This window comes from Micromonospora sp. NPDC048935 (genome assembly GCF_043197875.1).
Taxonomy (GTDB): domain Bacteria; phylum Actinomycetota; class Actinomycetes; order Mycobacteriales; family Micromonosporaceae; genus Micromonospora.
The window spans coordinates 73,975-100,363 of sequence record NZ_JBICTZ010000018.1; the positions used below are offsets into that span (position 1 = coordinate 73,975).

The window sequence follows — 26,389 nt, forward strand, 5'->3', positions numbered from 1 at the left end:
GGCGGTCCCACGTCGACCCACCGTGCCCCTGCCCGGCAGGATCGGGTGGGGCCCCCTATGGTGTCCGCAGGCAGCGTGGCCTACTGCGAGATGACTCACGTTACTGCTGGGTAACCTTCGCGTAGGCTGCACTGCATGACCGAGCGGAGCGAGGTCATCAGGCAGCAGACCGGGGAGGCCAACTCGATGGGCAGCGTCCAGATCGTCACCACGATCCTCGCGGCCGCCATCACCGCCGTGGCGGTGTGGCTTGCGGTGCGTGCGGTCCTGAAGATGGTGGCAGTCATCCGGCTCGGGCAGCCGGCGCCGGAACGGTTCAGCGACAAGATCACCCGCGCCCGGACCATGCTCGTCGAGACGGCCGGCCACACCCGGATGCTCAAGTGGGGCGTGGTGGGTGCCGCGCACTGGTTCGTGATGGTCGGCTTCGTCGTGCTGTCGCTGCTGGTGCTTGAGGCGTACTTCGAGGTGGTCACCACCGACGGTGGCCTGCCGATCATCGGGCACTGGACGATCTTCGGCCTGGTCACCGAGATCATCGGGGTGCTGGGCCTGGTCGGCATCCTGGTGCTGATGGCGATCCGGCTCCGCAACCGGCCGACCCGGCCGGGCGGGCGGTCCCGGTTCACCGGCTCGACCATGTGGCAGGGCTACTTCGTCGAGTGGATCGTGCTGCTGGTCCTGATCTTCGGGTTCGTGATCCGGGGCTTCAAGGTCGCCACCGACCACTTCGAGTTCCCGGTCTGGGCCACCCCGGTCAGCCACGCGGTCGGCGCGGTGCTGCCGGCCTGGGCGGACGGGGTCAGCGTCGCCGCCGCCATCAAGATCATCATCTCGATGACCTGGCTGATCGTCATCTCCCTGAACGTCACGATGGGTGTCGCCTGGCACCGCTTCCTGGCGTTCCCCAACATCTTCTTCAAGCGTGAGCCGGCCCGGCCGGCCGGCTCCGGCCTCGGCGCGCTGCGACCAATGACCAGCCAGGGCAAGCCGCTCGACTTCGAGGAGGCCGACCCGGAGTCCGACCAGTTCGGCGTCGCCCACGTCGAGCAGTTCACCTGGAAGGGTCTGCTGGACTTCAGCACCTGCACCGAGTGCGGTCGCTGCCAGTCGCAGTGCCCGGCGTGGAACACCGGCAAGCCCCTGTCGCCCAAGCTGCTCATCCTGAGCCTGCGCGACCACGCGTACGCCAAGGCGCCCTACCTGCTGGCCGGCGGCGGCAAGGACCTGACCGGCGAGGAGAAGGCCACCCAGGCGCAGCTCGCCCACCTGGACGTGCTGGCCCTGGCCGAGGCCGACAAGCCGCTGATCGGCACCGCCGAGGAGGGCGGTGTCATCGACCCGGACGTGCTCTGGTCCTGCACCACCTGCGGCGCCTGCGTCGAGCAGTGCCCGGTCGACATCGAGCACGTGGACCACATCGTCGACATGCGCCGCTACCAGGTGCTGATCGAGTCGAGCTTCCCCTCCGAGGCCGGCGTGATGCTGCGCAACCTGGAGAACAAGGGCAACCCGTGGGGTGCACCGCAGAACACCCGCGAGGACTGGACCAGGGGCCTGGACTTCGAGGTGCCCCGGGTCGGCGAGGTGGACGACTTCGAGTACCTGTTCTGGGTCGGCTGTGCGGGTGCCTTCGAGGACCGGGCCAAGAAGACCACCCGCGCGGTGGCCACGCTGCTCAACGAGGCGGGCGTGTCGTTCGCGATCCTGGGCGAGGGCGAGACCTGCTCCGGCGACCCGGCACGGCGGATCGGCAACGAGTTCGTCTTCCAGATGCTCGCCCAGCAGAACGTGGAGACCCTGAACGAGGCGTTCGAGGGCCGGGACAGGACCAAGCGCAAGATCGTCGCGACCTGCCCGCACTGCTTCAACACCCTGGGCAACGAGTACGGCCAGCTCGGCGGCGAGTTCGAGGTGGTCCACCACACCCAACTGCTGGCCCACCTGGTCGCCACCGGCAAGCTCACGCCGGTGCAGCCGGTCGACGGCGGCGTCACCTACCACGACCCCTGCTACCTGGGCCGGCACAACCGGGTCTTCGCGGCACCCCGTGAGGTCCTCGGTGACGCCATCGCGGGCGAGCTGACCGAGATGCCGCGCAACAGCGAACGCTCCTTCTGCTGCGGTGCCGGCGGCGCCCGGATGTGGATGGAAGAGAAGATCGGCAAGCGGATCAACGTGGACCGGGTCGAGGAGGCCATGGCCACCGGGGCCCGGACGGTCGCCGTCGGCTGCCCGTTCTGCTCGACGATGCTCAACGACGGGGTCAACGGCAAGGGCGCAGGCGAGCAGGTCGAGGTGATCGACGTGGCGAGCGTGCTGCTCCGTTCGGTCAAGCCGGAGCAGCCGCAGGGCGGCAGGGAGACGACGCCGGTCGCCGGCTGAGACTCGTACACCTGGGATCTGTTCATCGGCGGTGACGGCGGCCCCATGCGGGCCGCCGTCGCCGTGCAAGAATCTCGCCGAGGTGAGGCGACATCGACGGCCTGCTCTTGATGACGTTGTTGCCCCTGGTCGGCTTCGTTGCGCTGACCGCGGGCAACGCGTTCTTCGTCGCGGCCGAGTTCGCCCTGGTCACGGTCGACCGCGCGGAGATCGACAGGCGGGCCGCCGCAGGCGACCAGGCCGCCCTGACGGTACGCACCGCGCTGCGCGAACTCTCCTTCCAGCTCTCCGGCGCACAGCTCGGCATCACCATCACCGCGCTGCTCACCGGCTACCTGGCCGAACCGGCCCTGGCGCGGCTCTTCACCCCGCTGCTGCGTCCGCTGGCCGGGGAGAACACCGAGCGCTACACCCCGTTCCTGGCGTTGGCCCTGGCCACGCTGCTCTCCATGCTCTTCGGTGAGCTGGTGCCGAAGAACGCGGCGCTGGCCCGGCCCATGCCGGCGGCGCTGGCCACGGCCGGTCCGATGCACACCTTCTCCCGGACGTTCGGCTGGCTGATCCGGGGCTTGAACGGCTCGGCGAACCGGCTGGTCCGGGCGCTCGGCGTCGAACCGCAGGAGGAGCTGGCCAGCGCCCGCTCACCGGAGGAGTTGGGCCTGCTGGCGGCCATCTCGGCTCGGGCCGGCGCGCTGCCGACGGACACCGCGATGCTGCTTCGCCGCACCATCCGGTTCGGCGACAAGCGGGCCGCCGAGGCGATGACCCCCCGGGTGGACGTGGTCGCGCTGCGCGCCACGGCCACCGTGGCCGAGCTGCTTGAGCAGTCCCGGCAGACCGGGCGGACCCGGTTCCCGGTGTACGAGGAGACCCTGGACCTGGTGACCGGTGTGGCCGGGGTGCCCGACGCGCTCGGTGTGCCCCTGGCCGACCGGGCCTCGACACGTGTCGGGTCGGTGGCCCGTGAGCCCGTCTACGTGCCGGAGAGCCTCAACCTGGACGGCGTGCTGGCGGCCCTGAAGGCGGCCGGGGCCGACCTGGCCATTGTGGTCGACGAGTACGGCGGCACGGACGGCGTGGTGACGGTCGAGGACCTCGTCGAGGAGTTGGTCGGGGAGATCGCCGACGAGTTCGACCCGGCGAGTGTCGACGACGCCGACCTTGACGAGTTGACGGTGCCGGGTGGCGAGCGCACCGTGCTCGTCGACGGGGTGCTCCGCTCCGACGAGGTGGCCGAGCAGACCGGCTTCCGGCTCCCCGAGGGGCCGTACGAGACGTTGGCCGGCTTCCTGATGGCCCAGCTCGGGCACATCCCGCTGGCCGGCGAGACGGTCGAGGCGGGCGGCTGGGAGTTCACTGTGGTGGAGGTGGAACGGCACCGGATCGAGCAGGTCCGGGTGTTGCGCCCGGCGGAGCCGGACGACGATGACTGAGCTGCTGGTGACCGTCCTGCTGCTGCTCGGCAACGGGTTCTTCGTGGGCAGTGAGTTCGCGCTCATCGCGTCCCGCCGGACGGTGATCGAGCCGCTGGCGGCCGGGTCGAAGCGGGCCCGGTGGGCGTTGTCGGCGATGAACCAGATCCCGCTGATGATCGCCGGCGCGCAGCTCGGCATCACGGTCTGCTCGCTGGGCCTGGGGGCGATCGCCGAGCCGGCGCTGGCGCACCTGCTGGAGCCACCGTTCCACGCGGCCGGCCTGCCCGAACGGGCGGTGCACCCGGTGGCGTTCGTGCTGGCCCTGGGCGTGGTGGTCTTCCTGCACACGGTCGTCGGTGAGATGGTGCCGAAGAACATCACGCTGGCCGGCCCGGAGGTGTCCGCACTCTGGCTGGGTCCGGCGATGCTGGCGTTCTGCGTGGCCACCAAGCCGCTGCTGCTGGCGATGAAGTGGGCGGCCCGCCGGGTGCTCGCGATCTGGCGGATCGAGGCGTCCGAGGCGGTGAAGACGGTGTTCACCGCCGAGGAGTTGGCCGGGCTCGTCTCGCAGGCCCGCACCGAGGGATTGCTCGACGAGGAGCAGCACGTGCGGATCACCGGCGCGCTGGCCCTGCACAGCCGCACGGCGGCGGACGCCCTACAGCCGTGGTCGACGGTGGTGACGGTGGCCGAGGACGTCTCGCCGGCGTCGTTGGAGGTGTTGGCGACCCGGACCGGTCGGTCCCGGTTCCCGGTGGTGCAGCGCTCGACCCGTCGGGTGCTCGGCTTCGTGCACGTCAAGGACGTGCTCGGGTACGCGGGACAGGGTCGCCGGTCGCCGGTGCCGGCCCAGGTCTATCGGCCGCTGGCGGTGGTGCCGCCGGAGCGTACGCTTGCGGATCTGCTGCTGGCCATGCGCCGGGAACGGCGGCACATGGTGCTGGTCAGCGACGGTCGGCGCCCTCTCGGTGTGGTCACCCTCGATGATGTATTGACGGCAATCGTTGGATGATTCGCGCATACCCTTGGTGTGCGAGCGGTTGTCCGACAGTGACGGTTACCCCGCTCGCCTTGATTACCGCCCCGCGCTTCCCTAATGTGGGGCACCGACCGCTGTGGGTCGTCTGCCTCGGCCCTTCCCTCACGCGAGGCGCCCGGCGGTCGGTGGCAAAGGAGTCGGTGCCGGTGGCAACCATGCCCCCTCATCGTCACGACCTGTTTGCGTCTGCTCGGCCGGGTGTTCTGCGCCGTGCTACTCGCCGTCTGCTCGTCCTGGTGGCCGCTGCGACGGTCGGCGCGGGCCTGCTCGCCGCGCCGGTGCACGCCGCGCCCACGGTCGACGAGATCGAAGCGCAGATCGACAAGAAGTGGGAGCAGTTGGAGCCCACTATCGAGCAGTACAACAAGGTCAGGGCGCAGCTGAAGGTCAATCGGCAGAAGTCGGTCGACCTGCAGAAGAAGATCGAGCCGCTGGCGCTACAGAGCGAGTTGGCGCTCAACCGGGTCGGCGATCTCGCCTCCCGCTACTACATCTCGGGCCCGTCGCACGACATTGGCGCGCTGCTGGTCAGCGCCAAGCCGGACACGCTCACCGAGCAGCTCACCATCCTCGACCGGCTGGCCGCGCAAGAGCGCAAGGAGGTCGAGGGCGTCCTTGCCGTACGGGCCAAGTACGACGGCGAGAAGCAGAAGCTGGACACGCTGATCGCGACCCAGACCAAGCAGCAGAACGAGCTGGCGGCCAAGAAGAAGCAGATCGACGCCGAGATCAAGCAGCTCGAGGCGTCGATGCCGAAGACCACGGTCAAGACCGCCGGGTGCCCGACCATCAACGGTGTGGTTTCCGTGGCCGCCCAGAAGGCGATCAAGACCGCCTGCCAGCAGGTCGGCGATCCGTACGTCTGGGGCGCCGTCGGCCCGAACTCGTTCGACTGCTCGGGGCTGACCCAGTACGCCTACAAGTCGGCCGGGATCTACCTCACCCACCACACCGGAGACCAGTGGAACGAGGGCAAGGCCGTCTCGCGATCCGAGGCCCGTGCCGGTGACCTGGTCTTCTTCTACTCCGGTCTGAGTCATGTCGGGCTGTATCTGGGTAACAACCAGATGGTGCACGCGCCACGAGCCGGTAAACCGGTGTCGGTGTCCAGCATCAACACCATGCCCGTCGCCGGGTTCCGCAGACCTGGCTGATCCACCTCGCGCGACACGACGGCCCCCGGTCACCGACCGGGGGCCGTCGTGGTTTCTCAGCGGGGCGCACCCACCGGGGACGGCAGAAGCTGCACGTCGGCCAGGTCGACGTACATGATGCGGTGGCCGAACTGGATCTGCGCGTACCGGTTCCTGCCGCGGATCACCGTCCAGTCGCCGGGCGAGGAACCGTCGAACGTGCTGGCCCGGTAGTACTCGCCCGGCAGCACCGCGCCGACGGCGTACCGCTGTCCGGCGGCCAGGGTGTACTGCAGCGGCGAGATCGCCTGGTAGGGCACACCTGCCGGGTAGGCGGCCTGCTCCGGGTAGGCGCGTCCGTAGACCGGGATGGTGGCCCGACCGGGCTTCGGGGTGGCCACCACGCCGACGGTCCAGCTGGCGGTGGGCGCGGACGCCGGGTTGTGGAACCACGCCCGCTGCCCGAGGTACCAGATCGCCGTCCAGTCGCCCTGCCGGCCGGCAAGCGCGTACGTCTGACCGGCGGAGGCGCGGGCACCGTGGTCCGACACCTCCATCGTGTTGGGGGTGCCGTCGGGGCGGAGCGCGATGTCGTTGACGAGCGGCGCGTCCGCGGCCGGTGCGGAGCGCAGCACCACCGCCGAGGAGCCGCGTGGCGCGCACGGCACACCGGCGGTGACGCAGCCGATGAACGCCGGCTGGTTGGTGGCGAAGTCCGGGTCGATCCGGACCAGACCGGTGGCCGGGGTGCCGGTGTCCAGCCGGGGCGCGTGCAGCAGCATGAAGTAGTGCGTCCAGTCCCAGTACGGGCCGGTGTCCCAGTGCATCCCCCGGACGTTCGCGGCGATGGTGCCGGGCACGTTGTCGTGGCCGATGATGTGCTGACGGTCCAGCGGGACGCCCAGCCGCAGCGCGAGGTGCCGGACCAGCTTCGCCGAGGCCCGGTACATGGCCTCGGTGTACCAGGTGCCCTGCGCCGCGAAGCCCTCGTGCTCCAGCCCGATCGCCTTGGCGTTGACGTACCAGTTGCCGGCGTGCCAGGCGACATCCTTGGTCTTCACGTGCTGGGCGACGTGCCCGTCCACCGAGCGCAGCGTGTAGTGCCAGCTCACGTAGGTCGGGTCCCGCACGAGTTGCAGGGTGGTCGCCCAACTGCCCTCGGTGTCGTGGATGACGATGTACTCGACCTTCTGCCGGGCGGGCCGGTCGGACAGGTCGTGGTTGCCGTAGTCCCCGTCGCCGAACGCCGCGTAGGGCGCCGGGATCCACTCGCAGGAGATGGTGCGGGGGCACTCCAGCCCGTCCGGGCGGGCGAGCCGGCGCAGACCCAGTCGGTCCAGCCAGGAGCGCTCCGGACGGATCGCCCGGGCCGGCAGCGTGATCCGCGCTCCGTCGTCGGTCATCCGCGACTCACCGGTGCCGATGGTGGTGAAGACCTCGTCGGCGAAGGCCGCCGCGGCGTCGACGGTGTCCGCGCCGGAGTAGCGGGCCACCGCGCCGTACCAGGTGGCCGGGTCGGTGCCGGCACCGACGGGCGCACCCAACTCCCGCTGGTACGAGGCCAGCAGCGCCGCGCCGCCGCGGATGTTGACGCCGACGTCGGTACGCAGCGCGTCGGGGGCCGCGCCGGTCAGCGCGGCGGCGGCGTCCACGGTCTGCAACGCGGCGGCCGGTGGTGCCGGGTCCGCCGGCCGAGGCGCGGGTGCCAGCGGGGTACGGGAGTCGTCGCCGCGCGGATCCTCGGTGCCGGTGCCGGTGCCGGTGCCGGTGCCTGTGCCGGTGTCGTGGTGGCCGGCCACGGGCAGCGCGGCCACGTGTCTGGCGTCGGTCAGGTGCATCGGGCCGTAACCGCCGCTGGTGCTGGGTGTGCCGGCGTTGCTGTCCCAGCGGGACTCCAGGTAGGAGACGCCGAGCAGCACGTCGGTCGGTACGCCGAACTCGGCCGCCGCGGCGGCGTACTGCTGCTGGCGGTCGCCGCTGGGCGCGGCGGCGGCGTTGGCGGGTAGCGGCACCGCGGTCGCGGCGGCGACCACGGCGGCGGCGAGCAGTGCGCGCCGGCCGGGGGACAGGGTTGGAGGGTGCATCGAACCCCCTAGATTCCACGGGTGCAGGTCAGGTCACCTTCGCGCCGCCCGGGAGTCCGCGTCAATACCTTTCTATGTGTCGACCCGCCCAGAAAGAAATCTTCGCATCTGGTCGATGCTCCTCTCCGATCGATACGGAGTGTCACGGCCGTGCGGGTTGCGAAGTGGTAACGAGCGTCTCTACTCTGGTCTTTCGTCGGCCCGATAGCAGCTCCGCCCAGCCCGGGCGGTAACGGACCGACACCGCCGAGTCGTTTCCGAACGAACCGGGGACCCACGTCCCTCGGGGTGAATCCGCAGCCACTGCGGTAGGGCGCCGACTTCCCGCCCGAACCCGTCAGCTAACCCGGTAGGCGGTCAGGAAGAAGGAGTACGGAACCCCGGTGGCACTCCATGCCCCGCGGCCGTCGTCCGAGCGGTCGGCAACAGCCGACCCCATGTCGATCGCGCCGCGCCCACGCTGGTCCCGCTTCACCACCGCGCTCGCCGCACTGGCCGGCGTCGCCGTCGTCCTGACCGGCAGCGTCACCGCGGCCCACGCCGACCCGTCCGTCGCCGAGATCGAGCGCCAGATCGACGCCGACTGGAACAAACTCGAACCGATCATCGAACAGCACAACGCCACCCGGATCGACCTCGCCGCCAAGCGCAGGCAGGCCGACGCGCTTGCCGCCCGGATCGTCCCGCTGGAGCGCCAGGTCGACGCCGCGATGGACAAGGTCAGCGCCCTGGCGGTGCGCGCGTACAAGGGCGAGAACGTGCTGACCGTCAACGCCGTGCTGGGCAGCCGGTCGCCCAGCGAGGTGGTCGGGCAGCTCGAAATGCTCGACCGCTTCGCGCACAACCAGCAACAGGACGTCCGCGAGGTGGCCGACCTGCGCGACACGTTGGCCGGGCAGAAGGCGCCGCTCGATGCGATGGTGGCCCAACTGACCCGCACCGAGGCTCAGCTGGCGGCGAAGAAGAAGCAGATCAACGAGGAGATCGACAAGCTACAGAAGCTGCGCCTCAAGGTGTACGGCAGCGGTGGCGGCGGTCCGCTGCGCCCGGCGCCCTGCCCTGCCAGCTATCCCGGTGGCGCCGCCGGCACGGCGGTCAAGTTCGCCTGCGCGCAGATCGGCAAGCCCTACGTCTGGGGTGCCGAGGGCCCGAACTCGTACGACTGCTCCGGGCTGATGCTGGCCGCCTGGGCGAAGGCCGGGGTGTCCCTGCCGCACAACGCCGCCGCGCAGAGCCGCGCCACCAGGAAGGTCAGCAAGGGCGACCTGCGCCCCGGTGACCTGGTCTTCTACTACAGCGACATCCACCACGTCGGCATGTACGTCGGTGACGGCTGGGTGGTGCACGCCTCGCAGGCCGGCGAACCGGTCAAGATGAAGCGGGCCGACGACGGTCAGGTCCACAGCTACGGCCGTCCAGGCTGATCAGTGCGCTGACCGAGGGCCCGTCGCGATCCGCCGCGGCGGGCCCTCGTCGTCACGGGTTCAGCGGGTGGGCCAGGTGCGCCAGTGCTGCCAGGCACGGCTCGGCGTCGGCCCCCGCTGCCCCTGGTAGCGCGAGCCGTAGACCGCCGAACCGTACGGGTGCTCGGCCGGCGAGGAGAGCCGGAAGATGCAGAGCTGCCCGATCTTCATTCCCGGCCAGAGGGTGATCGGCAGGTTGGCCACGTTCGAGAGTTCCAGCGTGACGTGACCGGAGAAGCCGGGGTCGATGAAGCCGGCCGTGGAGTGCGTGAGCAGCCCGAGCCGCCCCAGCGAACTCTTGCCCTCCAGCCGGCCGGCGAGCTGGTCACCGAGCGAGATGACCTCCAGCGTCGAGGCGAGCACGAACTCACCGGGGTGCAGCACGAACGGCTCCCCGTCGGGCACCTCGATCGCCGAGGTCAGGTCGTCCTGCTGCATCGCCGGATCGATGTGGGTGTAGAGATGGTTGTTGAAGACGCGGAACAGCCGGTCCAGTCGCACGTCGATGCTGGAAGGTTGGACCAGGGTGGGCTCGAACGGCTCCAGGCCCAGCGTGCCGGCCTTGATCTCGGAGACCAGGTCGCGGTCGGAGAGCAGCATCGGACCACCATAGCGAGGCGGGGGGTGACCAGCGTGTCGAGGTCGCTGCTCGTACATTTGTTCGATAGAATGCTCGCATGGCTTCCTGGTCCGAATTCGCCGCCGACGAGCCCCGACTCGCCGACGGGATCCGCGTTCTCCTCCAGCAGTACGGGCCGGGCTTCGGCTACCTGGCCACGGTCCGCGCCGACGGCGGGCCCCGGGTCCATCCGGTCTCCCCGGTCATCACCGACGAGGGTCTGTTCTGCTTCATCATCGACTCTCCGAAGCGCCGTGACCTCGAACGCGACGGCCGCTACGCGCTGCACTCGTTCCCCCCGGAGGAGAGCGACGACGAGGCGTACGTGGCGGGGCATGCCCGTCCGGTGACCGATCCGGCCCGGGTGGCGCAACTGGCGCAGAGCGCCCGCGCCGAGCCGCAGGTCGACTGGAGGCTCTTCGAGTTCACCATCGACGTGGCGATGCTCACCCGCCGCGAGCAGCACCTCGCGGGCGTCCCGGGCCTTACGCCGGGCCGTCCGGCCGTTCGGGTCTGGCTCGACCCGCACGCCCCGACGGCGGCTGCCGCGCCACTCACCGTGCCGTCGACCCGCCCGGCCCGCCGCAGTCGCGACGTCCAGTGCACGGCCGCCTGACCACGGCCCAGAGACAGTCGGTGCCGGCTCCGTGCTGACGGAGCCGGCATTCGGCCGTACGCCCGGCGCTGCCCCCCGCGCCGCGCCGCCGCGCGCTGCCCTGCCCTGCCCTGCCCCGCCCCGTCCGGCGCTGCCCGGCACCGGCCTGCGGGCGCCGCCCCGCATGATCGACTCGATTATCATGAAATCGCGGTGTCCCGGCCGCTCGGACACCCCGACTTTCAGGAACCCGAGTGGATCAAGCCGGGCCGAACCCGGGCCGAACCAGGCAGAGCGGGCAGAGCGGCACGCGGGCAAGCGGCGGGCCGGGGTGCCTGGGTGCACGGGCACGGCGACTCGGGTACAGTGGTGCCGCTTGCGGGTGTAGTTCAATGGCAGAACATCAGCTTCCCAAGCTGACAGTGCGGGTTCGATTCCCGTCACCCGCTCCACGTACGGAAGCCTTGGTCAGGACGGATGTCCCGCCAGGGCTTCCGTGGTTCTAGGTCATGCTGAAACAGGGATGGGCCATTAGTGGGCCATTAGCTCGCCTCGGCGGCCGGTCCGTTGCCCTCGGCAACCCGCTTGACCTTGCGCTTGCTCGGCTTGCGTCGGGCCGCCCTGACGGCCTTGTCGATCGCGTCGGCGATGACCTGGTCGGCCTCCCGATTGGCGTGCTGATAGATCAGCGTCGCGCGGGGACTGTCGTGGCCCATCCGGGCCACGATGTCTCGCAGGCTGGCGCCGGGCGCCCGCGACGCGAGCGTGTTGCCGGGTCCGGTGCGCGGGCTACCCGGCGGCGCAGCTGACGTTGTTGAGCGTGAACGCAATTGGTACCGCGTCGCTGGCCTGCCAGGTGCCCAGGACGCCGAAGACCACCGAGGCGCCCGGCGCCACCAGGGGGTTGTAGCTGGCGTTCCGGGCCGTGACGGTGGCACCGCTCTGCTGGGCGGTGGCGGACCAGGACTGGACGATGTGCTGGTCACCGGGGAAGGTGAAGCTGAGCGCCCAACCGTTGACCGGCACGGTGCTGGTGTTCTTGATGGTGATCTGGGCGGTGAAGCCTCCCGGCCACTCGCTCCCGGTGCGGTAGCTCACGGTGCAGGGCGCCGCCGGCGGCGGGCCGATCGGCACCGTGGCGGTCCGGGTGAGCACGGTGCCGGTGGCGGTGTCCTCTACCCGGACCGTGACCTCCAGACCGGTGGCCGTACAGCCGGAGGAGACCAGGTAACCGTCGCGCCAGCTGAAGGTCGCGCCCGGATCGACAGTGACCGCCCAGCCCGGCAGCGGGGGAAGGGCCGGGCAGCCGGTGGGGATGCCGGGGGTGGAGCCGACGAACCGGGCGTAGATCGCCGTGCCGAACTGTTGCTGTTGGGCGGTGCAGTTCTGCCCGACGGCCGTGGCGGTGACGGCCTGGCCCGGAACCACCCGCGGCGGGTTGAAGGTGAGCGACTGGATCTGGACGGTACCGGCGCAGGCGTCGGCCGGGACGGTCGCGCCGGCCGGGGCGGTGCCGGCCGGATCGGCCTGCGCCGCCGCTGCGGGGACGGCCAGTGCACCGGCGGCGCAGACGGCGGCTGCGGCGAGCGTCAGGAGCGTACGCAAGAGGGTCCTCCTGGGTGAGCCGGGGGATACGGGCGTCGCCAGTTGACCGCATCAATCAACGCCTGTCAATTGATTGGACGTCGAGTGCACGGGCTCTATCGGTAGTCGGCGAACACCCGGCGTTCCACACCGTCGACGGTGACCGGGCCGCCGTGGGGAAGGATCCACTGTGGTCGGGTGTGGCCGAAGGGGATGCCGACGCAGACGACTGCCTCCGGGTTGTAGCGGGTCACCATGTCGACGACTGTGTCGCGCTGCTGCTCGCGTAGCCGTGCCCGCTCCGCGACGGGGGGTCGGCGCGTCTGGTCGGAGACCGGGGGGCGGGCGACCAGCACCGCGTCGACGGCGCTGAGGAGACCGCGTTCACCGAGCGATCGGACGATCCAGCCGACCTCGCCGGCCGGGAGAAGCTCCTCCGACGTCTCGATGACCAGCACCCCGCCCCGCAGAGCCTCCGGAGTGGACGGGAAGCGCCCCGCCGTCAGGATCCACTGGATGACTTCCAGGCACCCACCCCAGGTGGGGCCGGTAACTGCGCGACGCGGCCCGTGCCAGCTCCATGATTCCGTCGGTTCGCGTTCTCCGAAGGACGTCAACGCCCGCGGGTCGGCCCAGTCGATCCCGATGTCCTCGGACTCGCCCGGGTCGGTGATCTCCAACCGCTCGCCGGTGAGTAACGCCGCTCGCAGCGACCGGGCGTGGATGTCGTCCACGGCCGGCCCGGGGCCGAGGTGCACCTGGGAGGACCCACCGTAGAAGCTGGCGATGCCGAGGCCCCAGAGCCACTGGTGCAGGTTGGTGTTGTCGCTGGTGCCGAGGAACGGCTTCGGATCGGCTCGGGCGAGGTCGGCGTCGAGATGCGGGATGACGGTGATCTGGTCGTCGCCTCCGACAACGGCGAGAAGGCCGCGTACCTGGGGATCTGCGAAGGCGGCGTTGATGTCCGCCGCCCGCGCCGCCGCGGACGCGCCCACCGTGCGGGTGGTCGGGTATTCGACCGGCACGAGGCCGGTCAGGTCGGCGAGCCGTCGCATGGCCTGTTCGTGGATCTCGGGAAAGGCGCCGGCCGCGGCGAAGGACGGCGAGAGAACCGCGATCTTGTCCCCGGGTCGAGCCTTCCGAGGGCGAACAAGCTCATGCGTCATGACGAGATCCAACAGGTACGCCAGTCCGTCCGCATCTCATTTCGTTACAGGTTCCAGGAGAACCACGGGGATCTCCCGCGTGCTGCGTTGTTGGTAGGCGGCGTACTCCGACCTGGCCGAAACCATCAAGCGCCACAGATGCGGACGCTCCCCGGCCGTGGCGGGGCGCGCGTACGCGCCGAAGGTCTCCGTACCGACCTGCACCGTGACATACGGGTCGGCGAGCAGGTTGAGGTACCACGCGGGGTGGCGGTCTGCACCGCGGTTGGAGGCGGCCAGCACATAGTGGTCGCCATCGCGTGCGAAGACGAGCGCGGTGCGGCGCAGTTTGCCGGTCTGTCGGCCTCGGGTCGTCAGGAGCAGGTCGTTCACGCCGGGCCGGGGCCGGCCGCCGGTCTCCTCGAACCGGCGGATGTGCTCCGCGACCCAGGCGTTCGGGCTGTCGTGGACCTCGGGCATCAGACCTCCCGGACACTCGCGGCGGCGCGGTGGTGGCGGGGGGCCTCGATCTCGTCGACAAGTGCGATCGCGAAGTCCGCATAGCTGATCCGACTGGCTGGGTCGCCATGTTCGGCGATCCGGTAGTGGCCGGTGCGTGTGCCGCCGTGGTCGAAGTCACCGGCGGGGGCCAGGTAGGCCCAGTCGAGGTCGGAGGCCCGAATCTCGTCGAGGCCCGCTGCGTGACCGAGGTAGAAGGGCCGGTACTCGTCCGGGTAGCCGGGCTGGTCCATCAGGGCGGCACCGGATGCCCCGGGCATGATCGAGGCGAGACCGACCACCACCAGGCGACGTACCCCCGTCTTGGTCAGGCCGGCGGCCAGGGCGCGCGACGATGCGGTGAAGAAGTCGTGCGGCGGTACGGACAGGTCGACGGCGGCGCTGATGGCGGCGTCGTGCCCGGCGGCTGCCTGCGCGATGCTCCCGGCGTCGGTCACGTCGCCTGCCACCACCCGTACGTCGGGCAGGTCGCCGTGGTCAGCGGGGTTGCGCACCAGGGCGGTGACCTGGTGGCCGCGCCGTCGCGCCTCGGCGACGGCCTGCCGTCCGGCCCGACCGCCCGCGCCAAAGACCACGATCCTCATGAGTCGCGCCTCTCGCCAGAGGCCGGAGCCCGTGCACCCGGCCGATGTGCCGACGCTATCGAGGGTCGTGGTTACCGCCGGGATACCAGCTATCGTTTGGTGATGAGGCAACCCCTGCCCGCCGACATGTTCGACGAGCTGTGCCCGTCCTCGCTCAACCCGATCCGATTCGGCGACAAGTGGGCGGCGCTCATCATCCGCTGTCTGGAGCAGGGGCCTCGCCGGTTCTCGGAGCTGCGCGTGCCGCTGCACCGCGTCACTGCCAAGGTGCTCACCCAGTCGCTGCGCTCCCTCGAACGGGACGGGCTGGTCAAGCGCACCGTCTTCACCGAGGTCACCCCGCACGTGGAGTACGAGCTGACGCCGGTGGGCCGCAGCATGCTCGAACCGATCGCGGTTGCCTGCGCCTGGACCGAGCAGCATTGGGACCAGTTGCTCGACGCCCGCGAGTCGTACGACAACGCCACCCGGCGCAACCGCGCTGGGTGACCCCGCGTGCCACCGGCGCGCGCAGGGCCAGGAAAGCGTGGTCGACCTCGGCCCGGAGAGCCGTTGGCGGAGCACCACGGCGACACGGATGCTTCTCACGTTCGTGGCAGGATCTGCCAGGTGCAGGTCAGGATGCTTGGTCCAGTCGAGGTTCGCACGGACGTCGGCACCGTCATCGACGTGCCGGGCGCGCGGCCGCGCGGGTTGCTGAACCGCTCGGCAGCACCGGCGAGGCGCTCTGGCCGGTCGCGCCGGACCCTGTCCTTGTAGGTCTTTCACAGCCCGGAGACCGCAATCGCTGAACTCGTCATGCAGCTACCATCGGCGGGCGGTCTGTCACCGCCCTGCCACGACCGTGACACGGCCACTGACACGGTGTCCTACCTCGTCCCCGCCCCGACCTCGGGCAGGACTGCAACAGATTCGCCCCGACCGGCAATAGTCAGGTGTGACGAGCCAGATTCAACCGTCCGACCAGGATCTGTGGTCGACAATCGCAGCCGGTGACGAGGTCGCCTTCGCCCGGCTTTTCGACAGGTACGCCAAGGCGGTCTACAACCACGTGTTCCGGCTCACCGGCTCCTGGACGCTCGCCGAGGACGTGACGCAGGCGACCTTCCTGGTCGCGTGGCGTAGGCGCGGCGAAGCGGCGGTCCTGGTGGACGGGTTGGTGTTGCCGTGGCTGCTGGTGGTCGCCACCAATACGACACGCACCGAGTGGCGTTCGGCCCGGCGGTGGTGGACAGCCCTGCGGAGGTTGCCACCGGAGCGGGAGGCGGGCGCGGACCCGGCCGGCGACATCGTCGCGCGGCTCGATGACGAACGGCAGATGAAGAAGATCTTGGCGGTGGTCCGCCGGCTGCCTCGCGCGGAGCGGGAGGCGGTGGCCCTGTGTCTGTGGTCCGGCGTGCCGTACGGCGAGGCGGCGACGGTGCTCGGCATCAGCGAAGGCGCGCTCCGTTCGCGCGTGAGTCGCGCACGGGCTCGGCTGGCACGGATGGTTACCGACGGCAACAAGCAGGAGGATGAGCGATGAAGGACATTCTCGACACGCCTGCCGAGCGTGATCTGCCGCCCGGCGAGGCGGCGCGAATGCGAGCGGACCTGATGACGTCGATCCGCCGACCTCGGCGCCGGCGCCGCACGGGCGTACGACTCGGCATCGCCACCGTGGCGACGGCTGCGGCGGTGGTGGCCGGCGTGGCGATGGTGCCGAACGACGAGCAGGTGCGGCACCTGGCGATGGGTTCGAGTGAACTGTCACCGACGCTGCACCGGGCGATGGAGCAGTGCCTGAAGTGGAACGCGCAGCACGAACGGCTTCCGGTGTCGATTGACGATTTGGCGGTGGCCGCCGAGCAGGACCACCGTGCCGTGGCGCTGTTCATGACGAAAACTGGGTACTTCACCTGTAACGTCGCAAGACCGCCACACGAGGAGGTCACCGGGGGCACCAGCGGTGAACGTGTCTGGCCGCAACGGGACTGGTTGCCTGGCTCGATCCAGCAGCTCCTGCTCATGTCGAGCAAAGTCGACGGAGGCGACGTCGCGGTGACCGGCCGGGTCAGCGCTCGGGTGCACCGGCTGGTGCTGGAACACGGCGACGGTCACACCACCACGGCGCGGTTGGTAAACGGGGTGTTCGGCCTGCTCACCGAGGGTGCCAACGTCACCAGGGACGCCGAGTTGATCAGCTATGACGCCACCGGATCCGAGATCGACCGCCGCCTGCTGTTTCGCCCGTCGATGCAGTTCGACTACTGCTACGTGGACTCCGCCGGCACCCTCGTCTACGGCGAGCCGGGAGTTGACTGCCGACCCGCCGAGCCCTGGGGGCGATAGGCGAGCCCGGTGAACGCCCGCATCCTGTCCGGCGTTCACCGCGCTCAGTAGGTCGACGTCAGCGGGCCGGCGGAGCGCTGCCCAACTCCTGGTGGCGGCGGAGCAGTTCCCGTAGGGCGTTGATCTCGGCAGCCAGTGCGGCCTGCCCCTGCTCGGTGATCCTGATCCAGGTCTTGGGTCTGCGGCCGTGGTAGCCCCGGTCGATCTGGATCAGCTCGGCCTCCTCCAGCACGGCGAGGTGTCGGGAGAGGTTGCCGGCGGTGAGTTCGAGTGCGTCGCGCAGGTAGGCGACCTCCACCCGCTCGGCCTCGGCGGCGATGGTGAGGATGCCGAGCCGGTTGCGCTGGTGGACGGTGTCGCTGAGCCCGTTCGTCGGGTGCCCGCCGGGGCCGGTGTCGGTGCTCATGTCGACCTCTTACCCGTGGTGAAAAGAGCGATGATGCCACCGACGAGCAGGATCGGCGCCGGCAGTAGGGCCGCCAGCAGGAAACTGTGTCGGCTCAGGTCGCCCGGCTCGAAGTTCGCGGTCTGGAAGTAGACGTTCACGAGGACGACCGCGGCGGCGTAGCCCACGCTGACGGCCGTCAGGCCGCGACTGCGTTCCAGCCGGGCGAGGACCAGCAGACCCACCGCGATGACCAGGTGCGGAAACATGCCGCGATTGGAGACGCCCAACAGCGGTGTGGTCACCCAGCTTGTCGCGCTCGACACCGCCGTCGCCGAGTTGAGCAGCAGGAACCGCAGCACGATCGGCAGCACGAGCCCGACCAGCGTGCCGACGATGCCGGCGATGACGTACGTCCGGGTCGGGGTCTGCACGCCCGCCCGCGCGCCACGCCACCGGTACCACCCGAGGGTCAGCAGGTAGCCGCCGATGAGTGCCACCAGCCAGTACCACCCGAGGGCCGCCGAGCGTTCGAGGAAGTCACCACCGAGGCCGGTCAGGGCGGGGTTGCCCTGCGTGGCGCGCATGGCGAGGGGGTCGGCCGACTCCACGTACAGGGGTGCCGCCGCCACCACCAGGAGCCCGAACAGCAGGAGCGGCAACCAGTAGGCGTGCCGGTCGGTCCGGGTACGCCGCCGAAGCGCGGCCACCGATGCCAGGAGTTCTCCGGGTGTGTCTCTGTCGTCCGGCGCGGTGCTCCGTTGTTCCGACACGGTGGCCTCCAGGCTGCTCGGCTTCCCTGCGCTGCCAATAGGTTTGCATCGCAAATCATTCTGCGCAAGAGGGTAGGCGAATGACGACGGTCGCCGAGGAGTCGGTCGACCAGCCCGGGGAGAGCGGTCGGCGTGCCGTCAGCGTCGCCAGAACAGCAGGTGGGTGACTCCGCTGGGGCTGGGCACCGACTCAAGGTGGAAACGGTCGAGCAGTTCGTCCGGGCTGTCCCACAACCGCTCGCCCCGTTCGAGGTCGACGGGCGCGACGGCGATGTGCATCGTGTCGACCAGGTCGGCCTCGATGAACTCGCGGATGGTGGCCACCCCACCACCGAGGCGTACGTCCCGACCGTCGGTCGCCTGCTTCGCCTCGGCCAGGGCCTCGGCCGGGCTGACGTCGCGGAAGTGGAACGTGGTGTCGGACAGGCTGAACGACGGGCGCACGTGGTGGGTGAGCACGAAGACCGGCGTGTGGAACGGCGGGTTGTCGCCCCACCAGCCCTGCCAGTCGTGGTTCTCCCAGGGGCCACGCTGGGGGCCGAACTTGTTGCGACCCATGATCTCCGCGCCGATGTTGCACTCGGCGTCGCGGGTCAGGTAGTCGTCCAGGCCGCGAGTGCCGCCCGGCTCGGTGCGATACACGAAACTGGCGGTGGCGGCCCGCCAGGAGAACAGCGGGGTGGGGTCCGCATGGCCGAAGGGCCGTTCCAGGCTCTGCCCCACACCGGTGCCGAAACCGTCCCGCGACACGTTGAAGCACTGCACCCGCAGTAGTTGTGGCATGGCTTTCTCTCCTCAGGTTGCCGGGTGGATTCAGTTCGTGGTCACCGTCGGGCCACCGCCGCTGCCCCGGTCGTCGAGCACGAGCGGGGCGCGACCGCGCACCGCGTACCGGACGTGGGTGACCTGCGGTGTGTGGATGACCCGGATCGGCGTCAGCTCGATCGCCTCCTTCTCGCCGAGGTCGAGGTCCGCGTCGAGCAACCGGAGACCGGTGCCGAGCACGACGGGTACGACGTGCAGCTCCAACTCGTCGAGCAGACCGGCCTTGAGCACCTGCCGCACCAGGCTGCCTCCCCCGGCGACAGCGACGTCCTTACCGCCGGCCGCGGCGCGCGCCTGCTCGACGGCGCTGGCCACGCCATCGGTGACGTAGGTGAAGCTGGTGCCTCCTCCCCGCAGCAACGGCTGGCGGGGGCGGTGGGTGACGACGAAGACCGGCGCGCGAAACGGCGGCTCGTCGCCCCACGGCACCTCACCGCCGTCGGCCATCCGGCGTCCCATCACGTACGCGCCAGCGGCCCCGAACGACTCGGCGACCACGTCGGAGTTGGTGTCCTGCTCGCCCCCGGCGAAGCCCTGCCGTTCGCGCCACGCCGACGCCTCGGTCACCCAGCGGGTGACCCGGAAGAACCCGGCGCTCTCCGCCGAGTCCATCCAGTTGCCGTCGCCCTCGAACCGTGGGCCGGCGTAGAAGCCGTCCACCGACACCGACAGTTGTGCGGTCACCTTCGTCATCGCGTCTGGTCCTCTCCTCGGCGGACACCTCACCGTGGGTGCCGCTCCCGGAGAGGTCGGAGCCGCCCGGGATCCCCCTACCGGACCACCGTGTGACGCGCATCACGATCTGTGTCGGATCCAGCCCCGGGCTGCCTGCTGTGGCGAGGTGCCGGGGGCCCCTCCGACGCGACTAGGCTGAAGATCATGCGGATTGGCATCGTGATCTTGCCGGACCAGCGTTGGGCCGAGTCGCAGCAGCGCTGGCGGCAGGCCGACGAGTGGGGCTTCGACCACGCCTGGACGTACGACCACCTGGGCTGGCGGGACCTCGTCGACGGCCCGTGGTTCGACTCGATGGGCACGCTGACCGCCGCCGCCACGGTGACCTCCCGCATCCGGCTGGGCACCCTCGTCGCGTCGCCGAACTTCCGGCACCCGGCCGCGTTCGCCCGGCAGATCACCACGGTGGACGACGTCTCCGCCGGTCGGCTGCTGCTCGGCCTGGGCGCGGGCGGCATCGGTTTCGACTCGGCGGTGCTCGGCGGCGAGACACTGCCGCCGCGCCAGCGGGTGGACCGGTTCGCCGAGTTCGTCGAGCTGCTGGATCTGATCCTCCGCGAGGACGGCACCACCTGGCGTGGTGACTGGTTCGCCGCGGTGGACGCCCGCAACAACCCAGGCTGCGTGCAGCAACCCCGGGTGCCGTTCGTGGTGGCCGCCAACGGGCCACGGTCGATGCGGCTGGTGGCCCGCTTCGGCCAGGGCTGGGTGACCACCGGCACCGGTGACGACAACGACCTGGCCGGCTGGTGGGACAGCGTGGCGGCACTGTCCGCGCGGATGGACCGGACGTTGGACGAGGCCGGCCGTGATCCCGCCACTCTGGACCGCTATCTCTCGCTGGACGCCGCACCGGTCTTCTCTCTCAGCAGCGCGCAGTTCTTCGCCGACCAGGTCGGCCGGGCCGCCGACCTGGGCTTCACCGACATGGTGACGCACTGGCCGCGTGCCAGCAGTTGGTACGCCGGCGACGAGGCCGTCCTGGTGGACGTGGCGACGCGGTTGCTGCCGGAGTTGCGGGGCTGAGGTGACGGCGTCAGGTGCCGAGGTCGCCGCTGGCCACGCCGCCCTCGCCGCCGGAGACCAGGCGTAGGCGGAGGCAGACGATCGGGGTGTCGCCGTCGACCGGGGTGCCGAGCCGCGCCCAGTAGGCCGAGTGCCCGGCCCGCCACTCCTCGATCGAGCGATCCCCCTCGCCCTCGGCGCGGGCGAAGTCCCACGGCACGTCCGCGAAGGGGACCACCTCGACTCCGGTGATCTCCACGACACCGGCCAGCGCGTCGTCGTCGTCGACCAGGGCCAGCCGTTCCCCGACCTCCTCCAACTCCTCGCCCTCCTCCGCGTAGTACGCGAGCCGCCCGGCCGTCGCGGTCTTCACGCCGGCCAGCACGAGGGTGTTGAGGGTCGCCCGCAGCTCGCCCGGAGTGCCGAGGGCGAGGGTGCGCAGTTCACCGATCCGAGGCCACATCCTGCCGAGGCTAGGCCAGGATGGCGCGTGCCGTCGCCGCAATACGCCGTCACACCGGCAGGTCCGCGCCGTCGATCAGGCCGGTGATCCGCAGGTCGGCCGCGACCTCGGGTGGGCAGTCGACCGCCACCACGGCGGTGCCCAGCACCTCGGCGCCGCGGGCCGCGCAGATGTCGTACAGAGCGTGGAGTTGAGCGCCGGTACGCACCCAGTCGTCCACCACCAGGACCCGGTCGCCGGGGCCGAGGTGCCGGTTGCGTACGGCCAGGTCGACCCGCCGCCCCCGATAGTCCGGTGGACTCTGCGCCCAGGTGAGCGGGCCGGCCGGCAACCGCCCGTCGCCGGCTTTGTGGGCGGCCACGAAGCCGACCCCGAGCGCGGTCGCGGCCAACGGCCCGAGCAGCAGCCCGGTGACCGCCGGGGCGAGCACCACGGTCGGCCGGGCGGCCCGGTACGGCGCGACCAGGGCCGGTCCCAGTTCGGCCAGCACCGCCGGGTCCCGCCACCAGCCGGAGATGTCGCTGACCAGATGACTGGTGTCCGGTCCGGGGTCGACCCACCGAAACAGGGTGGCCAGGCGTTCGGTCAGCTCGGCGGTCATCCGCTCATCCTGCGGCACCCGTGGCCGGCGTGCCGAGACCCGGCCCGGCCGGCCCACCCCGGGTCGGATGATCGGCTACACGTACCAGTGCAAATACGGGCATACCACAATGATCACGTTGACGTCGGAAGTGCTTCTCTCGTTACGGTCCGACCTGGTTTGTTCAGACGACGAAAGGACCGGGCCGGTGGCAGCCAAGCACTCGCGTACCCGCATCTTCTCCTCCCCGGCGGGCATCGTGGCCACCGCGGCGGTCGGCGTCGCCCTCGCGGTCGGGGGCACCGTCGGTGCCGTTCAGCTGACCTCCGGCTCCGCGCAGTCGGGGCAGACGACCCTCGACCTCACCCCGACCACGGCCGCGAGCAGCCTCACCCCCAGCTCCCCGGCCGTCTCCCCGTCCGCCAGCGCGTCCGCGAGTCCGTCGGCCATCCGGTCGCCGCAGGCCGCCTCCCGGGGCAAGACCCGCACCGCGCCGCCGAAGCCGAAGCCGACCGCGAAGAAGACCACGGCGGCGGCGAAGGTGCTGGAGAGCGGCTCGTGTGGCGCCTCGTTCTACTCCGACGGGCAGCTCACCGCCAACGGTGAGTCGTTCAACCCGGACGCGCTGACCGCCGCTCACAAGACGCTGCCGTTCAACACCAAGGTCCGGGTGACCAACCCGGCCAACGGCAAGTCGATCGTGGTGCGGATCAACGACCGCGGCCCGTTCATCGACGGCCGCTGCCTCGACCTCTCCCGGGCCGCGTTCGCCAGCATCGCCTCGGTCGACGTGGGCGCGCTCACCGTCCGCTACGAGGTGCTCGGCTGACCGGGTCGGGTCGCGCCGATTCGGACGCTCGACCAGGCCGGCCGGACAGAACCTTCCTGGACGACGGGTCAGGTTCATTCACTGGTTCACTCCGATCAGGCAAACTGTCAGTCGTATCCACGCGACTCCTCCAGCCGGGCCGTCGCCCGCTGAGCCCCGGATCCCGCGCCGGCCTCGGCGCGGCCCTTGTCCTGCTCGCGATCGTGTCGGCGGCGGAGGCGGCGGACGGCCGTTTCGCGCACTACGTCGCGCTGTTGTCGGCCGTACCGTTGCTGGCCGCAGCCCTTGCGTCCTGGCCCGTGGTGCTGGGGGTGGGGGTCGTGGCGACCCTGACCGGGGCCGGCTTCGCCCTGGCCGAGCCGGAGGCGTCACTGATCACCCCGGTCAACGTCGTCACGGTCGCGGTCGCCACCGGACTCGCGGTGGCGATGGCGTCGCTCCGGCAACGACAGACGGAGCAGATCGTCGAGCTGACCAAGCTGGCCTCGGTGGCCCAGCAGGCGGTGCTGCGCCCGCTCGGGCCGCAGGTCGGGACGCTCTCGGTCGCGGGACGCTACATCTCCTCCACCGCCACGGCCGAGATCGGTGGCGACCTGTACGAGGCGATCGACACGCCCTACGGCGTACGCATGATCATCGGTGACGTGCGCGGCAAGGGCCTGGACGCCGTTCGGCTGGCCAGCATCGTTCTCGGCTCCTACCGACACGTCGCGTACGAGCGGGCCGACCTGCGTGCCGTCGTCGCCGACCTGGACCGCGCGGTGGCACGTAACGTCGGCGACGAGGACTTCGTGACCGCGGCACTTGTCGAGGAGCGCGGCGGCACGCTCACCATCGTCAACTGCGGTCACCCGTCGCCGCTGCTGCTGCGCCGGGGCGCGGTGATCCCACTGGAGCCGCCGGCACCGGCGCCACCGCTCGGCTTCATGCCGGTGGTCCGCCCCCGGGTCGAGCGGCTGGAGCCGGGCGACCGGCTGCTGCTGTTCACCGATGGCCTCGGCGAGGCGCGGCGGGACGGCGAGTTCTTCCCCACCGCCGACCGCGCCTGGCGACTGCTCGGTCACGGCACGGTCGCCGACGGGCTGGCCTCGCTGGAGACCGCCCTGATCGAGTGGGTGCACGGCCGGCTCGACGACGACATCGCCCTGGTCCTGATGGAGTACGTCGGTGCCCGTACCGGCGCTGCGGCGGCCGTCCCGAGCTGGGAGGTCGGTGCCGCCGAGAGCTGATCGGGCTCTGTTACGGGCTTGTGTGTAATCGCCGTCACTTGGGTGATCCGCTTGTCGCTGCCTACCCGCGAGTAATACAGTCGGGGTTACTGATCGGTAACACCTGTCCGGAAGCGGGGCCAGTGAGCATGACCCACTACAAGAGCAACCTGCGGGACCTCGAGTTCAACCTGTTCGAGGTCTTCGGCGCCGACCGGTCGTTCGGTCAGGAGCCGTACTCGGACCTCGACGCCGACACCGCCCGCAGTTTCCTCGCCGAGTTGGACCGCCTCGCGCGCGAGGATCTGGCCGCCAGCTACACCGACAGTGACCGCAATCCGCCGGTGTTCGACCCGGCCACGCACACCGCGCCGCTGCCGGCGTCGTTCAAGAAGTCCTACCAGGCATTCATGGACTCCGAGTTCTGGCGGCTCGACCTCCCGCCGGCGCTGGGCGGCACCAACGCGCCGCGCGCCCTCTGGTGGGCCCTCGCCGAGCTGGTGCTCGGCTCGAACGCCCCCATCTGGATGTACGCTTCCGGCCCGTCCTTCGCGCACGTGCTGCACGTCGAGGGCACCGAGCGGCAGAAGGCGTGGGCCAAGCTCTTCATCGACAAGCAGTGGGGCTCCACCATGGTGCTCACCGAGCCGGACGCCGGCTCGGATGTCGGTGCCGGCCGCGCCCGTGCCACCCAGCAGCCGGACGGCTCGTGGCACATCGAGGGCGTCAAGCGCTTCATCACCTCGGGCGAGCACGATCTGAGCGACAACATCGTGCACTACGTGCTGGCCCGCCCGGTGGGCGTGGAGGGCGTCGGCGGCCCGGGCACCAAGGGCCTGTCGCTCTTCGTGGTGCCGAAGTTCCACTTCGACGAGACCACCGGCGAGCTGGGCGAGCGCAACGGCGTCTACACCACGAACGTCGAGCACAAGATGGGCCTGAAGGTCTCCAACACCTGCGAGCTGACCTTCGGCGAGCACGGCGTACCGGCCAAGGGCTGGCTGCTCGGCGACAAGCACGACGGCATCCGGCAGATGTTCATGATCATCGAGTACGCCCGGATGCTGGTCGGCACCAAGGCCATCGCCACCCTCTCCACCGGCTACCTCAACGCCCTGGAGTACGCGAAGAGCCGGGTGCAGGGCGCCGACCTGATCCAGCAGGCGGACAAGACCGCCCCACGGGTCACCATCACCCACCACCCGGACGTGCGCCGCTCGCTGCTGCTGCAGAAGTCGTACGCCGAGGGTCTTCGTGCCCTGGTCCTCTACACCGCCACCTGGCAGGACAGGGTCGCGATCGCCGAGGCCGCCGGCGACGAGAAGGCCACCAAGCTGGCCAAGCGGGTCAACGACCTGCTGTTGCCGCTGGTCAAGGGCGTCGGTTCGGAGCGGGCGTACGAGATGCTCGGGCACGAGGCCCTGCAGACCTTCGGCGGCTCCGGGTTCCTTCAGGACTACCCGCTGGAGCAGTACGTCCGCGACGCGAAGATCGACACCCTGTACGAGGGCACCACCGCCATCCAGAGCCTGGACCTGATCTTCCGCAAGATCGTCCGGGACAACGGCAAGGCGCTGATGGCGGTCGCCGGTGAGATCCAGGAGTTCATCTCCTCCGAGGCCGGCAACGGTCAGCTCAAGGAGGAGCGGCAGGCGCTCGGCAAGGCACTGGCCGAGATCCAGAACATCCTCGGTGTGCTGACCGGCTGGCTGGGCGAGGCGCAGGGCGGTGACACCCGGGCGCTCTACAAGGTCGGGCTGAGCAGCCGTCGGTTCCTGCTGGCGACCGGCGACCTGATCGTCGGCTGGCTGCTCCAGAAGCAGGCCGACGTGGCGCTGAAGGCGCTTGCCGGCGAGGTCTCGGCCAGCGACAAGGCGTTCTACACCGGCAAGGTGGCCGCCGCCCGCTTCTTCGCCCGCGAGGTGCTGCCCCGCATCGGCGCCGATCGGCGGATCATCGAGGGTGCCGACCTCGACATCATGGACCTACCGGAGGAGGCCTTCTAGCGGCACTCCCGACGATCCCGGGTCGCATCGCAGCACCCGGCACCGACATCGACGGCCGGTAGGGCACCCGCCCCGCCGGCCGTCGCCGCGTCCGTGGGTGAGTGGGTGGGCGGGCGGGTGCTCCCCTCCCTCCCTCCCCCGGGGGCCGCCGGGCTCCCACCCACCACACCCCCTCGCAGCTCCTTTGCTCTGCACCCGCGGAGGCGACGCTCACGGTCCGTAGCTGGTGCCTCCGCGGGTGCAGAGCAAAGGATGGCGGAGAGGTGGTCAGCCCCGACGCGGCGAGGGCGGGCAGGTATTCGGCAAGGCTGGCCGGGTATGCCGGCGGCGTGGCGGGTAACCGTCGCGTGACCTCGAAAGGGAACGCCCAGAGCCACCGCACGGGGGAGTGCAGCGCACATGGGTGTAGGAAGCGGCATTTTTCTCATCGCGATCGGCGCGATCCTGACCTTCGCACTGAGGGCCAACGTCTGGTGGATCGACGTGCGGGCGGTCGGCTGGGTGTTCATCCTGGCCGGGCTGGCCGTACTGCTGACCACTGTCTGGTTCTGGCAGGACCGACGCAAGCGGGCCCGGACCCTCATCGTGGAGGAGAACCGGCTCTCCCATCCGACGGCGATGATGCCGCCACCGCCGGACCCACCGCCACCAACCGCGCCGCCGTCCTGAGCCGGCACGCGCCCC

The 26,389-nt window shown here is 70.5% G+C and carries 27 protein-coding genes, 1 tRNA gene and 1 riboswitch; of the genes, 15 read left to right on the top strand and 13 right to left on the bottom strand.

The genetic code is table 11. The features are described 5' to 3' along the window. Positions 1-186 precede the first annotated feature (186 nt). The 4 genes from ACGFIW_RS32310 to ACGFIW_RS32325 all read left to right on the top strand — a co-directional run bounded on the left by ACGFIW_RS32310 (position 187) and on the right by ACGFIW_RS32325 (position 5,993). Positions 187-2,385, top strand: a complete 2,199-nt coding sequence (locus ACGFIW_RS32310) for a (Fe-S)-binding protein (RefSeq protein WP_393324056.1) — start codon at positions 187-189, stop codon at positions 2,383-2,385. A 110-nt stretch (positions 2,386-2,495) separates the two neighbouring features. Continuing rightward, on the top strand, positions 2,496-3,818 hold the full coding sequence (locus ACGFIW_RS32315) for a hemolysin family protein (protein WP_393323965.1): 1,323 nt from the start codon (positions 2,496-2,498) through the stop codon (positions 3,816-3,818). Beyond that, the gene (locus ACGFIW_RS32320) at positions 3,811-4,812 is read left to right on the top strand and encodes a hemolysin family protein (RefSeq protein ID WP_393323968.1); all 1,002 of its coding nucleotides are present in this window, start codon (positions 3,811-3,813) and stop codon (positions 4,810-4,812) included. Before ACGFIW_RS32315 ends, ACGFIW_RS32320 begins: the two co-directional genes overlap by 8 nt. 167 nt (positions 4,813-4,979) lie before the next feature. Continuing rightward, positions 4,980-5,993, top strand: a complete 1,014-nt coding sequence (locus ACGFIW_RS32325; protein WP_393324059.1) for an NlpC/P60 family protein — start codon at positions 4,980-4,982, stop codon at positions 5,991-5,993. Positions 5,994-6,049: 56 nt separating this feature from the next. Here the strand turns inward: ACGFIW_RS32325 and ACGFIW_RS32330 are convergent, their stop codons facing one another. After that, positions 6,050-8,056 carry an N-acetylmuramoyl-L-alanine amidase gene (locus tag ACGFIW_RS32330; protein WP_393323971.1) on the bottom strand — a complete coding sequence of 669 codons (2,007 nt, stop codon included), beginning with the start codon at positions 8,054-8,056 and terminating at the stop codon, positions 6,050-6,052. 234 nt (positions 8,057-8,290) lie between these two features. Then, positions 8,291-8,426: riboswitch (cyclic di-AMP (ydaO/yuaA leader) on the top strand. A gap of 67 nt (positions 8,427-8,493) precedes the next feature. Between ACGFIW_RS32330 and ACGFIW_RS32335 the strand changes: the two genes are divergently transcribed. Then, entirely contained in the window at positions 8,494-9,480 is a 987-nt protein-coding gene (locus ACGFIW_RS32335) for an NlpC/P60 family protein (protein WP_393323974.1), read from the top strand. 60 nt (positions 9,481-9,540) lie between these two features. On the opposite strand, the gene dcd is transcribed toward ACGFIW_RS32335, so the two are convergent. Then, complete coding sequence (gene dcd, locus ACGFIW_RS32340) at positions 9,541-10,119, bottom strand: dCTP deaminase (RefSeq protein WP_357066363.1); 579 nt, start codon at positions 10,117-10,119, stop codon at positions 9,541-9,543. 77 nt (positions 10,120-10,196) lie between these two features. Here dcd and ACGFIW_RS32345 point away from each other — a divergent pair, with 77 nt between their 5' ends. Together ACGFIW_RS32345 and ACGFIW_RS32350 are read left to right on the top strand one after the other, a co-directional pair. Continuing rightward, entirely contained in the window at positions 10,197-10,754 is a 558-nt protein-coding gene (locus tag ACGFIW_RS32345) for a pyridoxamine 5'-phosphate oxidase family protein (protein WP_393323977.1), read from the top strand. A gap of 357 nt (positions 10,755-11,111) precedes the next feature. After that, positions 11,112-11,185: transfer RNA gene (locus ACGFIW_RS32350), tRNA-Gly, on the top strand. A gap of 90 nt (positions 11,186-11,275) precedes the next feature. Here ACGFIW_RS32350 and ACGFIW_RS32355 read toward each other — a convergent pair. From ACGFIW_RS32355 to ACGFIW_RS32375, 5 genes are all read right to left on the bottom strand, one after another. Continuing rightward, positions 11,276-11,449: a hypothetical protein gene (locus tag ACGFIW_RS32355; protein WP_393323979.1), complete on the bottom strand. Its 174-nt coding sequence runs from the start codon at positions 11,447-11,449 to the stop codon at positions 11,276-11,278. Between the two features lie 73 nt (positions 11,450-11,522). Beyond that, positions 11,523-12,338: a cellulose binding domain-containing protein gene (locus ACGFIW_RS32360; RefSeq protein WP_393323982.1), complete on the bottom strand. Its 816-nt coding sequence runs from the start codon at positions 12,336-12,338 to the stop codon at positions 11,523-11,525. A gap of 95 nt (positions 12,339-12,433) precedes the next feature. Then, positions 12,434-13,483, bottom strand: coding sequence for an LD-carboxypeptidase (locus ACGFIW_RS32365; protein ID WP_393323985.1), 1,050 nt, complete (start codon positions 13,481-13,483; stop codon positions 12,434-12,436). 36 nt (positions 13,484-13,519) lie between these two features. Continuing rightward, positions 13,520-13,942, bottom strand: coding sequence for a nitroreductase family deazaflavin-dependent oxidoreductase (locus ACGFIW_RS32370; RefSeq protein ID WP_393323988.1), 423 nt, complete (start codon positions 13,940-13,942; stop codon positions 13,520-13,522). Next, a complete protein-coding gene (locus ACGFIW_RS32375; protein WP_393323991.1) occupies positions 13,942-14,565 on the bottom strand; it encodes an NAD(P)-dependent oxidoreductase in 624 nt (207 codons plus the stop codon). Before ACGFIW_RS32375 ends, ACGFIW_RS32370 begins: the two co-directional genes overlap by 1 nt. A gap of 102 nt (positions 14,566-14,667) precedes the next feature. On the opposite strand from ACGFIW_RS32375, the gene ACGFIW_RS32380 reads away from it, so the two are divergent. From ACGFIW_RS32380 to ACGFIW_RS32390, 3 genes are all read left to right on the top strand, one after another. Then, positions 14,668-15,054: a winged helix-turn-helix transcriptional regulator gene (locus ACGFIW_RS32380; protein WP_393323993.1), complete on the top strand. Its 387-nt coding sequence runs from the start codon at positions 14,668-14,670 to the stop codon at positions 15,052-15,054. Between the two features lie 448 nt (positions 15,055-15,502). Then, positions 15,503-16,090, top strand: coding sequence for an RNA polymerase sigma factor (locus ACGFIW_RS32385; protein ID WP_393323996.1), 588 nt, complete (start codon positions 15,503-15,505; stop codon positions 16,088-16,090). Beyond that, positions 16,087-16,896 carry a hypothetical protein gene (locus ACGFIW_RS32390; protein ID WP_393323999.1) on the top strand — a complete coding sequence of 270 codons (810 nt, stop codon included), beginning with the start codon at positions 16,087-16,089 and terminating at the stop codon, positions 16,894-16,896. Before ACGFIW_RS32385 ends, ACGFIW_RS32390 begins: the two co-directional genes overlap by 4 nt. Before the next feature lie 58 nt (positions 16,897-16,954). Here ACGFIW_RS32390 and ACGFIW_RS32395 read toward each other — a convergent pair whose 3' ends face one another. From ACGFIW_RS32395 to ACGFIW_RS32410, 4 genes are all read right to left on the bottom strand, one after another. Then, complete coding sequence (locus ACGFIW_RS32395) at positions 16,955-17,302, bottom strand: transcriptional regulator (RefSeq protein WP_393324002.1); 348 nt, start codon at positions 17,300-17,302, stop codon at positions 16,955-16,957. After that, positions 17,299-18,054, bottom strand: coding sequence for a hypothetical protein (locus tag ACGFIW_RS32400; RefSeq protein WP_393324005.1), 756 nt, complete (start codon positions 18,052-18,054; stop codon positions 17,299-17,301). The genes ACGFIW_RS32395 and ACGFIW_RS32400 overlap by 4 nt, the downstream gene beginning before the upstream one ends. Before the next feature lie 138 nt (positions 18,055-18,192). Beyond that, positions 18,193-18,837, bottom strand: a complete 645-nt coding sequence (locus ACGFIW_RS32405) for a dihydrofolate reductase family protein (protein ID WP_393324008.1) — start codon at positions 18,835-18,837, stop codon at positions 18,193-18,195. A gap of 30 nt (positions 18,838-18,867) precedes the next feature. Further along, positions 18,868-19,572, bottom strand: a complete 705-nt coding sequence (locus ACGFIW_RS32410; protein WP_393324011.1) for a dihydrofolate reductase family protein — start codon at positions 19,570-19,572, stop codon at positions 18,868-18,870. A gap of 186 nt (positions 19,573-19,758) precedes the next feature. Here ACGFIW_RS32410 and ACGFIW_RS32415 point away from each other — a divergent pair, with 186 nt between their 5' ends. After that, positions 19,759-20,640: an LLM class flavin-dependent oxidoreductase gene (locus ACGFIW_RS32415; RefSeq protein ID WP_393324014.1), complete on the top strand. Its 882-nt coding sequence runs from the start codon at positions 19,759-19,761 to the stop codon at positions 20,638-20,640. A 10-nt stretch (positions 20,641-20,650) separates the two neighbouring features. Here ACGFIW_RS32415 and ACGFIW_RS32420 read toward each other — a convergent pair whose 3' ends face one another. Continuing rightward, positions 20,651-21,082: an ASCH domain-containing protein gene (locus ACGFIW_RS32420; RefSeq protein ID WP_393324017.1), complete on the bottom strand. Its 432-nt coding sequence runs from the start codon at positions 21,080-21,082 to the stop codon at positions 20,651-20,653. Between the two features lie 49 nt (positions 21,083-21,131). Next, entirely contained in the window at positions 21,132-21,683 is a 552-nt protein-coding gene (locus ACGFIW_RS32425; RefSeq protein WP_393324020.1) for a phosphoribosyltransferase family protein, read from the bottom strand. Positions 21,684-21,870: 187 nt separating this feature from the next. Here ACGFIW_RS32425 and ACGFIW_RS32430 point away from each other — a divergent pair, with 187 nt between their 5' ends. The 4 genes from ACGFIW_RS32430 (at position 21,871) to ACGFIW_RS32445 (ending at position 26,374) form a co-directional block, all read left to right on the top strand. Further along, positions 21,871-22,491 carry a septal ring lytic transglycosylase RlpA family protein gene (locus ACGFIW_RS32430; RefSeq protein WP_393324023.1) on the top strand — a complete coding sequence of 207 codons (621 nt, stop codon included), beginning with the start codon at positions 21,871-21,873 and terminating at the stop codon, positions 22,489-22,491. A gap of 104 nt (positions 22,492-22,595) precedes the next feature. Continuing rightward, positions 22,596-23,720: a PP2C family protein-serine/threonine phosphatase gene (locus tag ACGFIW_RS32435; RefSeq protein WP_393324062.1), complete on the top strand. Its 1,125-nt coding sequence runs from the start codon at positions 22,596-22,598 to the stop codon at positions 23,718-23,720. Between the two features lie 128 nt (positions 23,721-23,848). Then, complete coding sequence (locus ACGFIW_RS32440) at positions 23,849-25,705, top strand: acyl-CoA dehydrogenase (protein ID WP_393324065.1); 1,857 nt, start codon at positions 23,849-23,851, stop codon at positions 25,703-25,705. A 399-nt stretch (positions 25,706-26,104) separates the two neighbouring features. Beyond that, positions 26,105-26,374, top strand: a complete 270-nt coding sequence (locus tag ACGFIW_RS32445) for a DUF6458 family protein (protein ID WP_030487564.1) — start codon at positions 26,105-26,107, stop codon at positions 26,372-26,374. The last annotated feature ends 15 nt before the right edge of the window (positions 26,375-26,389 follow it).

Bases quoted from the DNA above. Each gene is read 5' to 3' on its own strand.
- ACGFIW_RS32445 (WP_030487564.1), top strand. From the start codon at position 26,105: ATGGGTGTAGGAAGCGGCATTTTTCTCATCGCGATCGGCGCGATCCTG.
- ACGFIW_RS32370 (WP_393323988.1), bottom strand. From the start codon at position 13,942: ATGCCCGAGGTCCACGACAGCCCGAACGCCTGGGTCGCGGAGCACATC.
- ACGFIW_RS32405 (WP_393324008.1), bottom strand. From the start codon at position 18,837: ATGCCACAACTACTGCGGGTGCAGTGCTTCAACGTGTCGCGGGACGGT.
- ACGFIW_RS32335 (WP_393323974.1), top strand. From the start codon at position 8,494: ATGTCGATCGCGCCGCGCCCACGCTGGTCCCGCTTCACCACCGCGCTC.
- ACGFIW_RS32365 (WP_393323985.1), bottom strand. From the start codon at position 13,483: ATGACGCATGAGCTTGTTCGCCCTCGGAAGGCTCGACCCGGGGACAAG.
- ACGFIW_RS32375 (WP_393323991.1), bottom strand. From the start codon at position 14,565: ATGAGGATCGTGGTCTTTGGCGCGGGCGGTCGGGCCGGACGGCAGGCC.
- ACGFIW_RS32310 (WP_393324056.1), top strand. From the start codon at position 187: ATGGGCAGCGTCCAGATCGTCACCACGATCCTCGCGGCCGCCATCACC.
- ACGFIW_RS32355 (WP_393323979.1), bottom strand. From the start codon at position 11,449: ATGGGCCACGACAGTCCCCGCGCGACGCTGATCTATCAGCACGCCAAT.
- ACGFIW_RS32420 (WP_393324017.1), bottom strand. From the start codon at position 21,082: ATGTGGCCTCGGATCGGTGAACTGCGCACCCTCGCCCTCGGCACTCCG.
- ACGFIW_RS32390 (WP_393323999.1), top strand. From the start codon at position 16,087: ATGAAGGACATTCTCGACACGCCTGCCGAGCGTGATCTGCCGCCCGGC.
- ACGFIW_RS32440 (WP_393324065.1), top strand. From the start codon at position 23,849: ATGACCCACTACAAGAGCAACCTGCGGGACCTCGAGTTCAACCTGTTC.
- ACGFIW_RS32345 (WP_393323977.1), top strand. From the start codon at position 10,197: ATGGCTTCCTGGTCCGAATTCGCCGCCGACGAGCCCCGACTCGCCGAC.
- ACGFIW_RS32415 (WP_393324014.1), top strand. From the start codon at position 19,759: ATGCGGATTGGCATCGTGATCTTGCCGGACCAGCGTTGGGCCGAGTCG.
- ACGFIW_RS32330 (WP_393323971.1), bottom strand. From the start codon at position 8,056: ATGCACCCTCCAACCCTGTCCCCCGGCCGGCGCGCACTGCTCGCCGCC.
- ACGFIW_RS32320 (WP_393323968.1), top strand. From the start codon at position 3,811: ATGACTGAGCTGCTGGTGACCGTCCTGCTGCTGCTCGGCAACGGGTTC.
- ACGFIW_RS32410 (WP_393324011.1), bottom strand. From the start codon at position 19,572: ATGACGAAGGTGACCGCACAACTGTCGGTGTCGGTGGACGGCTTCTAC.
- ACGFIW_RS32395 (WP_393324002.1), bottom strand. From the start codon at position 17,302: ATGAGCACCGACACCGGCCCCGGCGGGCACCCGACGAACGGGCTCAGC.
- ACGFIW_RS32425 (WP_393324020.1), bottom strand. From the start codon at position 21,683: ATGACCGCCGAGCTGACCGAACGCCTGGCCACCCTGTTTCGGTGGGTC.
- ACGFIW_RS32315 (WP_393323965.1), top strand. From the start codon at position 2,496: ATGACGTTGTTGCCCCTGGTCGGCTTCGTTGCGCTGACCGCGGGCAAC.
- ACGFIW_RS32380 (WP_393323993.1), top strand. From the start codon at position 14,668: ATGAGGCAACCCCTGCCCGCCGACATGTTCGACGAGCTGTGCCCGTCC.
- dcd (WP_357066363.1), bottom strand. From the start codon at position 10,119: ATGCTGCTCTCCGACCGCGACCTGGTCTCCGAGATCAAGGCCGGCACG.